This is a genomic window from Mesorhizobium sp. DxT, from assembly GCF_058448885.1.
In genome coordinates, this window is sequence record NZ_JBZFLJ010000002.1 from 296,233 (window position 1) to 310,824 (window position 14,592).

Below are 14,592 nucleotides of genomic sequence, written 5' to 3' on the forward strand. Positions count from 1 at the left end.
AAGGACCAGAGGAGAATTGAAATGAGACTGTTTTCGACAATCAACGCGTTCGCAAGGGGCGCGCTTGTCGCCGCCGGGCTTGCGCTCGGCCTCGGCGCCGTGCAGGCCCAGGAGAAGGTGACGATCCAGATCGACGGGGCGGCAGTGCCCTACTACCTGCCGATGTTCGTCGCGGACCACTATGGCTACTTCAAGGAAGCCGGCCTTGAGGTCGAGTTCCTTTATGCAAACGCCGCCGACATCCTCAACAACATCGCGGCCGGCAACGTCCAGTTCGGCTTCCCCAACGGCGACGCGGTGATTTCCGCCCGCGCCAACGGCCTGCCGGTCAAGGTCGTTCATTCGACCTATCAGCGCGGCATCGGCGCCGTGCTCTTCAAGACGTCGAGCGGCATCGAGTCTCCCGCCGACCTCGAAGGCAAGAAGGTCGCCGTCACCAGCTACGGCAGCCCGAACTACATCCAGCTTCAGGTGATGATGGCGCAGGCAGGCAAGTCGATCGACGACGTGAACGTCGAGATCGTCGGCACCGGCGCGATCCTCGACGCGCTCAAGTCCGATCAGGTCGACGCCATCGTCTTCTCCATGCTGCGCTACTACGCCCTGCAGGCCGAAGGCGTCGATGTGGGCATGATCGCATCCGACGACTACCTGCCTTCCAAGGGCAACGTGCTGGTCACCTCCGAAAGCTATCTCGCGTCCAACACCGAGCAGGTGAAGGCCTTCATAACCGCCCTCGACAAGGCGCTTAAGCACATCGTCGAAGGCGACGTCGCCGCTGAGGTCGCGATGGCGATCAAGGAATATTCGCCGACCTTCGCCGGCCAGGAAGAGATCGTCACCGAGATCATCAACGAGGTGTTCGTCAAGACGCTGTGGCAGAGCGACGACACCAAGGCCAACGGCTTCGGCTACGGCAATCTCGAATCCTGGCAGACGACCATCGACACCGCCCTCGAATATGAGGCGATCCCCGAGAAGTTCGACGCTGCCGACCTCGTCGTCGAAAAGCCGTCCGAATTCTGATCAGCGAACCGGACCCCGGCTCGCCGGGGTCCTCTTTCTGAGGAACACGTCATGATCCGTACGCTGCTGTCGCTTGCAGGCTTCGTCCTTGCCTGGTGGGGGCTGGTCGCGTTGTTCGACGTGCCCTCCTACCTGGTTCCCTCACCGTTGGAACTGGCCGAAAAGTTCTGGTTCCTTACGACGCAGGCAGGCCTTTTCGGCCATGTGCCGGTAACCGTGATGGAAATCGTTGTCGGTTTCGTCATCGGGACGGTGGTGGGCGTAGCCGCAGCCGTGCTGTTCACGCGTTTCCCGATGGTTGAGGTGGTCCTCAATCCGCTGATCATCTTCATCCAGACAGCTCCCAAGATCGCGATCGCGCCGCTGTTGCTGCTGTGGCTCGGCCTCGGCGCGACGCCGAAGATCGTGCTTGTCGCCATCGTCAGCTTCTTTCCGGTTCTGTCGAACATGCTGAGCGCGCTGCGCTCGATCGATCCGAACTACGGCGCGCTTGCCCGCATCCTCAAGATGAACGCGTTCCAGCGACTGTGGCGCATAGAGCTTCCCCAGTCGCTGCCGCTCCTCTTCGCCGGCATGAAGGTCGGCGTCACCCTCGCCGTCACCGCTGCGGTGATCGGCGAGCTGATGGGTGCGCGCGCCGGCCTCGGCTATCTTCTCAGCCTCGGCCAGGAAACCGCGGACGTGGCGCTCGTGCTCGTCGCTGTCATACTGCTTTCGCTGATCGGCTACCTGCTCTACGTCGCGCTGGGCGCTGCCGAACGGCGCCTTCTCGGCTGGCACGAAAGCCGGGCAAGCGCGGCGCCGGCCGTCGAAGGCTGATCGGGCCACCTCCTTTTTCCGGGGCCAACCCTCAGCCTCGACACACAATCCCCTCGTTTCCTGTGAGCCGGCGCGTCGAATCCACGCGCCGGCTTCGCCTGTCATCGAAGTTTCGTCCGCATCGACTATCGCCTGAAGGCATCATGCGGAAGGCTGATCCGTTGCCGCTTTAATCACCTGACGCATCAGGATGGTCGGCTTGTCTGTCGCTCGGCTGGGATGGCTGACTGAGCGACGACTGCCGCGCCGGGTTTTGCCCGGTGGAGACGCCAGGAGGGAATGGATGCAGATCGTGATGATCGGCGCGGGGTATGTCGGCCTCGTCTCCGGAGCCTGCTTTTCCGATTTCGGCCATAACGTCATCTGCGTCGACAAGGACGAAGACAGGATCGCCGCGCTGCGACAGGCACGCATTCCGATCTTTGAACCGGGCCTGGCGGACCTCGTCGAGCGAAACGTGCGTGCCGGTCGGCTGTCCTTCACGGCCGATGCGTCATCGGCCGTTCCCGGCGCCGACGTGGTCTTTCTGGCCGTCGGCACACCCTCGCGGCGCGGCGACGGCTTCGCCGACCTATCGTTCGTATACGCCGCGGTGCGCGAGATCGTCCCGCTGATGGCCGACGATGGCGTCATCGCGACCAAGTCGACGGTGCCCGTCGGCACCGGCGACGAGATCGAGCGGATCGTCCGCGAGCTTCGCCCCGAAGCCTCGATCGCGGTCGTCTCCAATCCGGAATTTCTGCGCGAGGGTGCGGCCATCGACGATTTCAAGCGGCCGGACAGGATTGTCATCGGCACCGACGATGCGCGCGCCCGGGCAGTCATGGGCGAGGTCTACCGACCGCTATACCTCAATGCAGCGCCACTCGTTTTCGTGTCACGACCGACGGCGGAGGTAACAAAATACGCAGCCAACGCGTTTCTGGCCACCAAGATCACCTTCATCAACGAGATTGCCGATCTCTGCGAGCAGGTCGGCGCCAATGTGTCGGACGTGGCGCGCGGCATCGGTCTGGACAAGCGCATCGGGCCGAAATTCCTCCATGCTGGGCCGGGCTATGGCGGCTCGTGTTTCCCCAAGGACACGCTTGCTTTGGTCAAAAGCGCCAACGACCATGGCGTCGCGATGCGCGTCGTGGAGGCCGTCGTTGCTGTCAACGACCAGCGCAAGCGTGCGATGGCGCGCAAGGTGGTCACCGCCTGCGGCGGCTCGGTGCGCGGCAAGCGCATCGCCGTACTGGGCCTTACCTTCAAGCCCAACACCGACGACATGCGCGAGGCGCCGTCCCTCTCGATCATCCGCGCCTTGCAGGATGGCGGCGCGATCGTGCACGCGCACGACCCCGAAGGTGAAAACCAGGCGCGAGAACTCCTGTCCGACGTCACCTATTTCGCCGATGCGTATAGCTGTGCGGACGGCGCCGATGCGATCGTCATCGTCACCGAATGGGAAGCCTTCCGCGCGCTCGACCTGGCGCGGCTGCGGACCCTGCTGCACACGCCCGTGCTGGTGGACCTGCGCAACGTCTATCCGCCCGATGAGGTAAAGCGACATGGCTTCACCTATGTCGGCGTCGGCCGTCCGGCTGATATGGTACCCTATGGTCAAATCGGCGAAGGAATGGGGATCGCGGCCGAATGAATGCAGGTATACAGTCGGCAGCGCTACGCGGTCGACGCATCCTCGTCACCGGCGCGGCCGGCTTCATCGGCTTCCATGTTGCTGGCAGGCTGCTCGACGCCGGCGTTCAGGTGCTCGGCATCGACAATCTCAACGACTATTACGACGTCTCGCTCAAGCAGGCGCGGCTGGATCGCCTTGAGCGGCCCGGCTTCGCCTTTGTCAGGCTCGACATCGCCGATTCCGCCGGCCTGATGCGGGAAATGGCTGCGTTCAAACCCGATGCCGTCATTCATCTGGCGGCTCAGGCCGGCGTTCGTTATTCGCTGACCAACCCGCAAGCCTATGCCAGCGCCAATCTGACTGGCTTTCTCAGCGTGCTGGAAGCCTGCCGCGAACATCCGGTCGAGCACCTGATCTACGCATCGTCGAGCTCGGTCTATGGCGCCAACACCAAACTGCCCTTCTCCGAGGCGGACAAGGCGGACCATCCGGTTTCGCTGTACGGAGCTACGAAACGCGCCAACGAGCTCATGGCGCATGCCTATTCGCACCTGTTCGCGATTCCAGCCACCGGCCTGCGCTTCTTCACGGTCTACGGGCCATGGGGGAGGCCGGACATGGCCTATTTCTCCTTCACCCGTAAGATCGCGGCGGGAGAGCCGATAGACGTCTTCAACGAAGGCCGGATGGAACGCGACTTCACCTATATCGACGACGTCGTCGACGCCATTGTAGCCCTCGTCGGCCGGCCGCCTCAGCCGGCGCGAGATGCTCCCGGCACGACACCTGCGCCACATCGCGTCTACAATATCGGCAATCATACGCCGGTGCCGCTCGAACGCTTCATAGCCGTCATCGAAAATGCCGTTGGCCGGCGCGCCATCAAACGGATGCTGCCGATGCAGCCGGGCGACGTCCACGCGACCTATGCCGATGTCGACGATCTCGCAGCGGCTGTGGGCTTCGCACCGCGAACGTCGATAGAGAACGGCATCAACGCCTTCGTCGACTGGTACATGGACTATTACCAGCTCCAACACGCCTGAGCCGGGCCACCCTGCGACATCGACCTCCACCGATTGTTCTAGGAAACAGCGCCCCCGGCGTTTAAATGGTCGCATGACTGCGCCGGACACCGACAGACGAACCGTAGTTGCCGCGCTCCAGGGCCAACTACTCGCTTTGGTAGCCTCGTTCTGCACCGTGGGCCTCCTGCTCGGCACGCTCTTCTTCGCCGCATCCCTTACGCCCAGCCTGCTGCCACGGGACTACGCGCTTCAAGGTGTATTGTCGGGCGTTTCCTTTGCCGCGGGCTACGGCATCGGTGTTTTTGCGCGCTGGCTCTGGGGTTATCTGGAGCTGCCTTCACCGGCGCCGCGTGTCGAGCTCATCGTCAAGGCCGTTGCCACGGTGCTGTCGCTCGCGACCGCGTTTGCTTTCCTGTGGCGCGCGTCCGACTGGCAGAATTCGATCCATGCCCTGATGGGCCTTGAGCCGGTGGAAGGCTCGCGCCCGCTGGAAGTCGGTGTCATCGCGCTCGCCGTCTTTATCGTCATCGTGATGCTGGCGCGGCTCTTCAAGCTGACGCTCCATATCGTCTCCGAATGGCTGAAGCGCTACATCCCGCGCCGTGTCGCCAACGTGCTTGGTGCCGCCGTGGCGATCCTGCTGTTCTGGTCGGTGGCCGACGGCGTGATGCTGCGCTATGGCTTACGTCTCGCCGACAGCTCGTTCCAGCGACTGGACGCACTGATCGAAAGCGATATTGCGCCGCCCGCCGACCCGCTCAAGACCGGTAGCGCAGCTTCGCCCATCGGCTGGGAAGAACTGGGGCGCGCCGGCCGCCTGTTCGTCTCGACCGGTCCCGGTGCATCCGACCTGGCGACATTCGCGGGGCGGGAGGCACTTGAGCCGATCCGGGTCTTCGTCGGCCTCAACTCGGCCGACACCGTCGATGCGCGGGCAGCACTCGCGCTTGAGGAGCTGAAGCGTACCGGTGCCTTCGAGCGCTCCGCCCTCGTCGTTGTGACACCCACCGGCACCGGCTGGGTCGATCCGGCCGCGATGGACACGCTCGAATATCTGCATCGCGGCGACGTGGCCAGCGTGGCGGTACAGTACTCCTATCTGACGAGCTGGCTGTCGCTGCTGATCGAGCCGGGCTACGGGGCGCCGACACCGCGCGAGCGCTCTTCAACGTCGTCTACGATCACTGGACCACCCTGCCGCCCGGCAGCCGGCCAAAGCTGTACCTGCACGGATTGAGCCTTGGCGCGCTCAACTCCGACCTCTCCTTCAACATCTTCGATATCGTCGGCGATCCGTTCCAGGGCGCTCTGTGGAGCGGCCCCCCGTTTCCCAGTGTGACATGGCGTGCTGCAACGGCTGGACGAGACCCGCAATCGCCCGCCTGGCTGCCGCGCTTCCGGGACGGCTCCGCGATCCGGTTCGCCAACCAGAACGGCATGCAACAGCAGCGACCCGGCGCGCAGTGGGGACCGATCCGCATCGTCTATCTGCAATATGCCAGCGACCCCGTCACCTTCTTCGATCCCGCTTCGGTCTATCGGGAGCCTGCATGGATGCGCGGGCCTCGCGGGCCTGACGTATCGACCGAGCTGCGCTGGTATCCGATCGTGACGCTGCTGCAGCTCGCGCTCGACATGAGCCTCGCGACCACAACGCCGATGGGCTACGGCCATGTCTATGCCCCCGAACATTATATCGACGCGTGGATGCAGGTAACCGCGCCCGAAGGCTGGCAGCCCTCCGAGGTCGAAAGACTTAAAGCACTGTTCGCAGCACGTTGAACCTCGGTTGCTAAGCTGGCATAAGCCATCACCGCACCGTGAAAAGCCAACGGTCGAGGTTTCTTGGCGGCATAGCCCGCATATCAGGGAGAGAAGAGGCAATGACCCTATTCACCAGACATTTCGCGCCCGCCGCCATGGCGCTCGGCATGGCCGTTTTCGGCTTCTCAGGCGCCGCCCATGCGCAGCAGGAAGTAAAGCTCGGCTACGCTCTGGCGACGACGTCGCATTACGGCGTGGCTGCCGAGAAGTGGCAGGAGGTCGTCGAGGCCGAGAGCGACGGCCGCTACGTGTTCCGCCACTTCCCCTCGTCCGGTCTCGGCGGCGAGCGCGAGGTCATCGAGGGCGTACAGCTCGGCACCGTAGAGGCGACCATCGTCTCGTCCGGCACGCTGTCGAACTTCGTGCCGGAGACCGGCGTCTTCGACATCCCGTTCCTGTTCCGTGACCTTGCCCACGCACGCGCCGTGCTCGACGGCCCGATCGGCCAGGAGATCCTGGCCAAGTTCGACGATGTCGGCCTGGTCGCACTTGCCTGGGGCGAGCAGGGCTTCCGCCACATCACCAACAACCGCAACGCCATTGCAGGGCCTGCCGACGTCGCCGGCCTGAAGCTGCGCACCATGGAGAACCCGACCCACATCACCGCCTTTGAGGCGCTGGGCGCGGCTCCCACCCCGATGGCATGGCCGGAGGTGATCGGCGCGCTGCAGCAGGGCACCATCGACGGCCAGGAGAACCCGCTGTCGGTCATCACGTCGGCCAAGCTGTCGGAAGTGCAGAAGTACCTGACGCTGTCGGGCCACGTCTATTCGCCGGCGATGCTGCTCGTCTCCAAGCAGCTTTGGGACGGCATGTCGGAAGAGGACCAGGAGATCTTCCGCAAGGCAGCCTCCGAAGCCGTGACCGCCATGCGCGGCTTCGTCGACGACGTCGAGACTTCCGGCGTCGCACAGCTCAAGGAAGCCGGAATGGACGTCGGAGAGCTCAGTGCGGAGCAGAAGGCGATGTTCCAGAACGCGCTCGGCGGCGCCTACGAGCAGTATTACGGCACCTACGGCAAGGACCTGATCGACCAGATCATCGCGACAAAATAGGTCGCGACCGACTGTGACAGGCTGACCGGCGCGGGCCACCCGCGCCGGCCTTTGGGAGGGGAGCCGATGCACACTTTCGAGCGTATCTTCGTTGCAATCAACAAATGGGTAGTGGTGCTGCTGCTGGCGGCGATGTCGTCAATCGTCTTCGCCAACGTCTCGCTGCGCTATCTCTCGAACTTCTCGATCACCTGGGCCGAGGAAGTCGCCCGCTATCTGATGATCTGGATGACATTCCTCGGGGCGGGCCTCTCGCTGCGCATCGGCGGACATGTCGCCATCACCAACTTGCATGACTTCCTGGGTACCCGCCCCCAGCGCGCCCTCCGCGCATTCATCGGCCTGCTGCTGATCTGCTTTTTCGTCGCCATGATGTGGATCGGCTACGAATACATGAACCGCATGGGCCGCCAGCTCACGCCGGCAACCCGCATTCCGTTCAGCTATATCTATGCCGCCATGCCGATCGGCTTCGCCCTGATGATCGCGCATTTCCTGCTGATTGCGCGCAGCTACATCCTCGGCGAGGATCTGTCGACCGACAATGTTCCGACAGAGGGGGCCGCCGGATGATCGCGATCCTTTTCTGCTCTTTCTTCGTGCTTCTCGTCATCGGCGTGCCGGTAGCCTTCTCGATGGCGATTGCCGCAGCACTCGCCGTCTATTTCGGCTCAAGCTACCCGCTGATCGTCGTGGTCAAGGAGATGTTCTCCGGCCTCGACAGCTTTCCGCTGATGGCAGTGCCGTTCTTCATCCTCGCGGCCGAACTGATGTCCGGCGGTGCGATGACCACCATCCTGCTGCGCTTCGCCTCGCAGTTCGTAGGCCACCTGCGCGGCGGCCTCGGCTACGCAAACGTGCTGTCCTCGACCATGTTCGCAGGCATTTCCGGCTCGGCGCTGGCCGATGCCGCGGGTCCCGGCGCCATGATGGTGCGCATGATGGAAAAGGGCGGCTACGACAAGTCCTATGCCGGCGCACTCACCGCCTCGGCAGCCGTGATCGGGCCGATCATCCCGCCCTCCATCATCATGATCCTCTATGCCATGCAGGTGGAGGAGGTGTCCGTCGGCGCGCTGTTCATGGCCGGCATCCTGCCCGGTCTTCTCATCATGCTCATGCTGTGCGCGGCCAACTGGTACATCTGCCGCAAACGCGGCTACCGCAGCACGGAGCCACGGCCGGGCGCGCGCGAAATGCTTCGCACGACGCTCTACGCGCTGCCCGCACTCTTCCTGATCGTCATCATCATCGGCGGCATCCGCACCGGCATCTTCACTCCCACTGAAGCGTCCGTCGTCGCGGTCTTCTATGCCCTGCTCTGCGGCATGTTCGTCTATCGCTCGCTCAAGCTGCGTCATCTGCCGGACATCATCTATCGCGCGGCCCTCGTCAGCATCGCCGTCCTCATCATCCTGGCAGCAGCGCGCGCCTTTGCATGGGTGCTCATAATCCAGAGCGTTCCGCAGACGCTTGCGGCGGTCATCGTGAGCTGGGAACTGAGCCCGATCGTCTTCCTGCTTGCGATCAACGTTCTGCTGCTCGCTTTCGGACTCTTTATGGATCCGCTGCCCGGCGTCATGGTGCTGGTGCCGATCCTCGCGCCGATCGCCCATTCGCTCGGCATCGACCCGGTCCATTTCGCCATCGTCGTTATCGTGAACCTGACGCTTGGGCTGATCACGCCGCCGGTCGGGAGCCTGCTGTTCGTGGTTTCATCCGCAGTCAAGCTGCGCGTGACCGAGCTTGTCGGCGAAATGCCGCCTTTCTTCATCGCTCATGTCATCGTGTTGCTCATCCTGACTTTCGTGCCGGCCGTGTCGACCTGGCTGCCGCATATCAGCGGTTTCTGATGCGCCGTTAACTCAGCCGAAATCGGGTGTTGTCATAACGGGCCGGCCGCATTTGCATGGCGGCGACATCGATGGCGCGTGGAAGCCCTGTGGGCGAGGATTGAACGAATGGCAGTCTTGGTGACAGGCGGTGCCGGCTATATCGGCAGCCACATGGTCTGGGCGCTGGTCGATGCGGGCGAGGAAGTGGTCGTCCTCGACCGCCTCTCAACCGGCTTTCGATGGGCCGTGGCCCCGGAAGCGGAGCTGGTGGTCGGCGATATTGGTGACCAGGAACTGGTCGCGTCGCTGATCGAAACCCATGCCGTCGATGCCATCATCCACTTCGCGGGCTCCATCGTGGTGCCGGAATCCGTGAGTGACCCGCTCGGCTACTACGCCAACAATACCTGCAAGACCCGCAACCTGCTCGAAGCTGCCGTTCGCGGCGGGGTCAAGCACTTTATCTTTTCCTCGACCGCGGCCGTGTATGGCGCGGCCGGACTGGAGCCGGTGCGCGAGGACGCGGCACTTGCGCCTGAATCGCCCTACGGCACCTCCAAGCTGATGAGCGAGCTGATGTTGCGGGACGCTGCCGCCGCATATGATTTCACTTACACTGCGCTGCGCTACTTCAACGTCTCGGGCGCGGACCCGCGCGGTCGAACCGGCCAGTCGACGCCCGGCGCCACCCATCTGATCAAGGTCGCCAGCGAGACCGCGCTCGGCAAGCGGCCGGCGCTGACCGTCTTCGGCGACGACTACCCGACTCCGGACGGCACCTGCGTGCGCGATTATATCCATGTGTCGGATCTGGCGGCTGCGCATCTTCTGGCGCTGCAGCGCCTGCGGTCCGGCGGCGGCAACCTCATCGCCAATTGTGGCTACAACCACGGCTATTCCGTGCTGGAAGTCATCGACGCGGTGCGTCGCGTTTCCGGCGAGGACTTCACCGTGGAGATGGGCCCACGCCGGCCGGGCGACGCCGCGGCCGTCGTCGCCGATTCCAGCCTTGCCCGCGCCGAATTCGGTTGGAAGCCGGCCTATGACGATCTCGACACGATCGTCGGACATGCGCTTTCATGGGAAAGCGCGTTGTCACGCCGCAACCAACGGGACTGACGGCGGTCGGGCCGTCAGCTACGAAACCATCCCGCCAGATGGTCGACCGTGCGGGCGATGTCGAAATCGCGCGCACCCGTCTCCTGCATCTCGGTCATCCCCGCGCGCGCGCCGGCATCGACAGCCAGAATGGCGCGCGCCATGTCCTCGACGGTCTCGAAGACCGCCGCGTCGCCGTAGACCGACCGCGCGCCGGGCCAGTCGATGACGATCGGCACCGCTCCGGAACAGATGCCTTCCGCGATCGAGGTGTGGCAGCCCTCGCTTTCAGACGTCGACAGGATAAAGCCGACATTGCGATACCATTCGGCCATGTTGGCGCCCGGCCGGTCGAAAATCACCGCGTCCCGCAGGTCCGGATCGGCATTCAGCCGACGGAAAAGCGTCTCGAACGCCTCGCGCTCCGGCGTGTTGTCCTTCCAGATCCACTCGAACTCCCACGGCATAGCGGAACGCACGCGCATGCGGAACTCCGGATCGCTGCGGCGAACGATGCGCAGGATGTCGAGGGCTCGGTCGAAACGCTTGTGGTGGTAGCCGTTGATACCTACGAAACCGAGCGTCTTTTCGGCGCCGGGATTCTTGTCACGCCGAAGCTGATTGGCCAGGCAATATTGCGGCAGCACGCTGATTCGTTCGCCGTTCCAGCCGAATTCCCGCAGGCAAATCTCGCGGAAATGATCGCTCACGACGATCACACCGTCGAGCGCATCGCCCACCACCTCACGTGGAAACGGCCTAAACGCCTCGAAGCGGTGAAGCCGCACATAGAGCTTCTGGTGCGGTTGCTTGTTGCGGCTGTACCAGACCGCCTGACCGACGCACCACTCGCAGAAGATGATGTCGGCGTCGCGCAACAGCGAGCGACTGTAGGCTTCGTCATGGGTCGAGGCCGAATACCAGTGGTCGCGCAGGATTTCGCAGTCGCCGGCCTCCGCGAGCCGTTTCAGCGCGGTGTCGATGAACTTGAAGTCATGCGAGGCGACGATCACCTTCGGCTTTGCCTGGCTGGCGGCGCGGCGCGGCCTTTCGAGCAGCAAAGCCTTACGCAGGCGCTGCGCGGCGGCCTCGTAGGTAAAGCCCGCGGCAAGGTCCAGGCAGCGCTGCCGCATCGCGTCGTGCCGGCCCGGATCGGTGGCGACGCCACGCACGGCTGAAATCACGTCGTCCATCGTCTCCGCGAAATAGGCATAGTCCGCACCCAGAAGTGCCTCGTAGGCGGCAGTCCTGTTGACGACGGACGGCACGCCGACGCTCGCGAATTCAAGGAACTTCGTCGAGATTTCCAGCGAATCGTTGAGCGCGTCTGTACGCCAGCAAAGGCCGAGATCGTGGCCTGCGGATTCCCGCATCGCGACCTCGCGATCCATCGCGCCGTGCCAGGTGATGCCCGGCGTCGACTTGAACTTTTCCAGGATCCGGGCACGAAAGCCCGGATCGTCCTTTTCGTTGTGGACCTTGTCGCCGATCATCGAGACGGTAGCTTCCAGCCCCGCAGCCCGACATGCGGCAGGAATGTCGAAGAACGCTTCCACGTTCCAGTCTGCCGAATATTTGCCGGAATAGACAAGGCGCACGGGCTGGCGACCCGATGCGGTGGGACGCTTCTCGACCGCCACCGGTTTGACCATCGGCGGCAGGACCGACACCTTGTTTGCCGCGCCGGTGAAGACCGCTTCCAGAAGGCCCCGCTGCGTATCGGACTGGACCAGCAGTCCTCCGGCCTTCTCCGTCAGCTCCGCCATCGCGGAGCGGTCCTCGTCGAGGTCGAGCGATGGGCTTTCCAGCAGATAGGACCAGACCCGCGCCCGCAGTCCGCCGACGCGCGCGAGCGCCAGCGCGGTCTCCGTGTCCCGCACGACGATGCGGTCGAGACCGTCCTGTTTGTCGATGTGCTCAACGATCTTTGCGATTCCGGCGCTGTCGCCGGGCTTTGGATGCTCCAAGACGATCGTCTCGAAGTCGCCGTAGCAGACGATGCGCACATTCTCGAGCCGCTCCAGTGCCGGTACGGCGCCCTTGCCGGCAAGAGGGTCGCGACTGAGCACGATTACCTCGCAACCGAGCTGTTGCGACAGGATTTCCACGATGCTCTGGACCCAGATGGTCGAGCCGTCGATGAGGTTGAGTCCGACGCTGGCGTAGACCAGGACCTTCATGGGAGCCTTCTTGATTTCGCTAGGAATGTCTGCGACATCAGCCTCTCTAGAGAGAGCATCCCGAGGATGCAAGGAACTCCCCTGCCTTCGCGCGGGACCGGGATCCGGTCGCAATGCGGCCCGTTCGGGCGATGCGCGCACGGCGGTGGCGCTGAAGGACGTTGCATTCATGAGCTCTGACAACGGGATGCGGGAAATCGGCGGCTATCTCCGGGAGCTGGAGAAGGTCAATCGCCAGCTCGCCACCGAGAACACCCAGTTGCGCGTCTCCCACAGCTACCGGCTCGGCAACGCCTTCGTTGCTTTCGCCAAGAACCGGCGGATCGGCGGCATTCCGCAGTTGCTGCGCCAGATCCGGCAGGCGATGCGTCCGATGCAGGCGCATGCGCCGGCCCTGCCAAAGCGGCCGGAGGAGTTCTACGATGCGCTGGGCGCGGCAGGGTCCGACCTTTTGCGCAAGCGCGTCGAGGAATCGCCAGTCGGCACCAGGATCATCCGGCAAGCGACCTTGCACGGCACCAGCGCCGATCTGCTGCGCCTCGTCGGCGTGATCGGGCCCGACATCGCCACGAGGTGGGGCGGCGCAGTCAAGGATGCCGGCCTCGCCTATGACCGGTGGGATAGCGACTGGCGAACGCTGGAGCCGACCCACCTTGTCATCGACACCGACGAGCTGGCTCGCCAGCCCGGTTGGCGCCATGTCTTCACGCTGCGCGATCCAGCCGCCACGGTCGAAACCGCAGCCATGCTGCACAAGGCGCGGCGGCAGGGGCTCGTAACGGTTCTGGTCGAGCCGTCACAGCCGCACCGTTTTCCGCTGCTTTCGCGCGCAAGGCCACTTTTCGATGTGGTGCTTGAGCGCGACGATGTTGCGATCGATCGCCTGGCTTCGAGCGAGGCCGTTACAGCGCCAGAATAGCGCGCTCCAATTCCTCGCCGCGCCGACGCCAGGACGTTCCGTCTGCCCATGCCCGGCGCGCTTCGCGTGCCGGCGCGGTTTCCTCGGCGAGTACCGCTTTGACACCTTCCGCGAATTCGCCGGGCGTCCGGTAAAGCCGCACGTGTCCGGCGGCCGCCTCGATCTCGGCTGATGCATAGCTGACGACCGGCAGGCCGGCGGCGCAGTATTCATAGAGCTTGAGCGGATTTATCGCGTTCACGAGTTCCGGCATGGCGGCAACGTCGAACGGAATTATGCCCGCCTGGCAGTTGGCGAGGAACGATGGGATCCGTGCGAAAGGCACCGCCCCAATCAGATGGACGTTGGCGGGCAAGGCCTGCGGCAGATCGGTCGTGACTTTACCCAGCAGCACGAATTGCAGATCAGGAGAGGCCTGCGCGGCCGCCAGCAATGCTGTCCAGTCGAACCATGGTCCGATCGTGCCGGCGTAGATGATCCTCGGCCGGGCGATGCCCCGCAACTCCTCCGGCTCGTCCCACGAGCCGTAAAACCGGTCGATGTCGACGCCGTTGGGCAGGTAAAGCGTCTTGCCCTCGCGTCCGCCCAGGTCGTCGAGCAGCGCCTTGGACGTGTGCACGACAAGCGCGGCGTCGCGGAACACGTCCTGCTGCTTGTCCACCAGAGCCGGCGTCACCTCGGGAAAGCACTGGATGCGGTCAGCGTAGCGATAAACCGTCGGCACGCCCAGTGCACTGCCCAGTGAGTGGAAGTATGGGCTATCGAACAACAGCGCACGCGCGTTCGAAAAGCCGCTTGCAGCTACGTAGCGCGTAATCGAAGGGTAGGTGTAGCGCCACCAGCGATCGAGGATGAAAGCATTGCGAAAAACCGGAACGTTTACATGTGGCCACCAGGCCGCAACGCTTAGAAGCCGGACGCTACCGCCGGCCGGTGTCGTAAACACCCGCTCGCGGCCACGCGCCGTATCGACCGCGCTTCCCAGCTTCCTGCGGGCGATGTCGCTCGATCTCGGATGAAGGAGATGAAGCAGTGACGTCGGCTGGTCGAGATAGAGGACGTCCCAGCCCCGATTGGCCAATGCCTCGGCGAGATAGGAGGTGCCCAGCCGCATCTCCGGCATGTAGGGGTGCGCGGATGCGACGATGACCTGCGGTGGCGACATGAAATCCCGGCTGCGTGGG

The 14,592-nt window shown here is 63.9% G+C and carries 11 protein-coding genes and 1 pseudogene; 10 read left to right on the top strand and 2 right to left on the bottom strand.

Annotation, left to right across the window (positions count from 1 at the left end; all coding sequences use genetic code 11):
• Positions 1–21: 21 nt before the first annotated feature.
• From ACVJNE_RS05530 to galE, 9 genes and pseudogenes are all read left to right on the top strand, one after another.
• On the top strand, positions 22–1,026 hold the full coding sequence (locus tag ACVJNE_RS05530; protein WP_499563674.1) for an ABC transporter substrate-binding protein: 1,005 nt from the start codon (positions 22–24) through the stop codon (positions 1,024–1,026).
• Positions 1,027–1,077: 51 nt separating this feature from the next.
• Positions 1,078–1,845, top strand: coding sequence for an ABC transporter permease (locus ACVJNE_RS05535; protein ID WP_499563676.1), 768 nt, complete (start codon positions 1,078–1,080; stop codon positions 1,843–1,845).
• Between the two features lie 283 nt (positions 1,846–2,128).
• Complete coding sequence (locus ACVJNE_RS05540; protein WP_499563678.1) at positions 2,129–3,487, top strand: UDP-glucose dehydrogenase family protein; 1,359 nt, start codon at positions 2,129–2,131, stop codon at positions 3,485–3,487.
• Positions 3,484–4,515: an NAD-dependent epimerase gene (locus ACVJNE_RS05545; protein ID WP_499563680.1), complete on the top strand. Its 1,032-nt coding sequence runs from the start codon at positions 3,484–3,486 to the stop codon at positions 4,513–4,515. Before ACVJNE_RS05540 ends, ACVJNE_RS05545 begins: the two co-directional genes overlap by 4 nt.
• A 136-nt stretch (positions 4,516–4,651) precedes the next feature.
• Positions 4,652–6,279: pseudogene (locus ACVJNE_RS05550) on the top strand (alpha/beta hydrolase).
• A gap of 101 nt (positions 6,280–6,380) precedes the next feature.
• Positions 6,381–7,376 carry a TRAP transporter substrate-binding protein gene (locus ACVJNE_RS05555; RefSeq protein ID WP_499563682.1) on the top strand — a complete coding sequence of 332 codons (996 nt, stop codon included), beginning with the start codon at positions 6,381–6,383 and terminating at the stop codon, positions 7,374–7,376.
• A 66-nt stretch (positions 7,377–7,442) separates the two neighbouring features.
• A complete protein-coding gene (locus tag ACVJNE_RS05560; protein ID WP_499563684.1) occupies positions 7,443–7,949 on the top strand; it encodes a TRAP transporter small permease in 507 nt (168 codons plus the stop codon).
• Complete coding sequence (locus ACVJNE_RS05565) at positions 7,946–9,229, top strand: TRAP transporter large permease (protein WP_173189158.1); 1,284 nt, start codon at positions 7,946–7,948, stop codon at positions 9,227–9,229. The genes ACVJNE_RS05560 and ACVJNE_RS05565 overlap by 4 nt, the downstream gene beginning before the upstream one ends.
• A gap of 108 nt (positions 9,230–9,337) precedes the next feature.
• Entirely contained in the window at positions 9,338–10,330 is a 993-nt protein-coding gene (galE, locus tag ACVJNE_RS05570) for a UDP-glucose 4-epimerase GalE (protein ID WP_499563686.1), read from the top strand.
• Between the two features lie 14 nt (positions 10,331–10,344).
• Here galE and ACVJNE_RS05575 read toward each other — a convergent pair whose 3' ends face one another.
• Entirely contained in the window at positions 10,345–12,489 is a 2,145-nt protein-coding gene (locus ACVJNE_RS05575; protein WP_499563688.1) for a glycosyltransferase family protein, read from the bottom strand.
• Positions 12,490–12,658: 169 nt separating this feature from the next.
• On the opposite strand from ACVJNE_RS05575, the gene ACVJNE_RS05580 reads away from it, so the two are divergent.
• A complete protein-coding gene (locus ACVJNE_RS05580; RefSeq protein WP_499563690.1) occupies positions 12,659–13,408 on the top strand; it encodes a hypothetical protein in 750 nt (249 codons plus the stop codon).
• Here ACVJNE_RS05580 and ACVJNE_RS05585 read toward each other — a convergent pair.
• Positions 13,392–14,573: a glycosyltransferase family protein gene (locus ACVJNE_RS05585; RefSeq protein WP_499563692.1), complete on the bottom strand. Its 1,182-nt coding sequence runs from the start codon at positions 14,571–14,573 to the stop codon at positions 13,392–13,394. The genes ACVJNE_RS05580 and ACVJNE_RS05585 overlap by 17 nt on opposite strands.
• Between the last annotated feature and the right edge of the window lie 19 nt (positions 14,574–14,592).

Excerpts from the sequence above, each read along its gene's own strand:
- ACVJNE_RS05530 (WP_499563674.1), top strand. The coding sequence starts at position 22 with ATGAGACTGTTTTCGACAATCAACGCGTTCGCAAGGGGCGCGCTTGTC.
- ACVJNE_RS05535 (WP_499563676.1), top strand. The coding sequence starts at position 1,078 with ATGATCCGTACGCTGCTGTCGCTTGCAGGCTTCGTCCTTGCCTGGTGG.
- ACVJNE_RS05540 (WP_499563678.1), top strand. The coding sequence starts at position 2,129 with ATGCAGATCGTGATGATCGGCGCGGGGTATGTCGGCCTCGTCTCCGGA.
- ACVJNE_RS05545 (WP_499563680.1), top strand. The coding sequence starts at position 3,484 with ATGAATGCAGGTATACAGTCGGCAGCGCTACGCGGTCGACGCATCCTC.
- ACVJNE_RS05555 (WP_499563682.1), top strand. The coding sequence starts at position 6,381 with ATGACCCTATTCACCAGACATTTCGCGCCCGCCGCCATGGCGCTCGGC.
- ACVJNE_RS05560 (WP_499563684.1), top strand. The coding sequence starts at position 7,443 with ATGCACACTTTCGAGCGTATCTTCGTTGCAATCAACAAATGGGTAGTG.
- ACVJNE_RS05565 (WP_173189158.1), top strand. The coding sequence starts at position 7,946 with ATGATCGCGATCCTTTTCTGCTCTTTCTTCGTGCTTCTCGTCATCGGC.
- galE (WP_499563686.1), top strand. The coding sequence starts at position 9,338 with ATGGCAGTCTTGGTGACAGGCGGTGCCGGCTATATCGGCAGCCACATG.
- ACVJNE_RS05575 (WP_499563688.1), bottom strand. The coding sequence starts at position 12,489 with ATGAAGGTCCTGGTCTACGCCAGCGTCGGACTCAACCTCATCGACGGC.
- ACVJNE_RS05580 (WP_499563690.1), top strand. The coding sequence starts at position 12,659 with ATGAGCTCTGACAACGGGATGCGGGAAATCGGCGGCTATCTCCGGGAG.
- ACVJNE_RS05585 (WP_499563692.1), bottom strand. The coding sequence starts at position 14,573 with ATGTCGCCACCGCAGGTCATCGTCGCATCCGCGCACCCCTACATGCCG.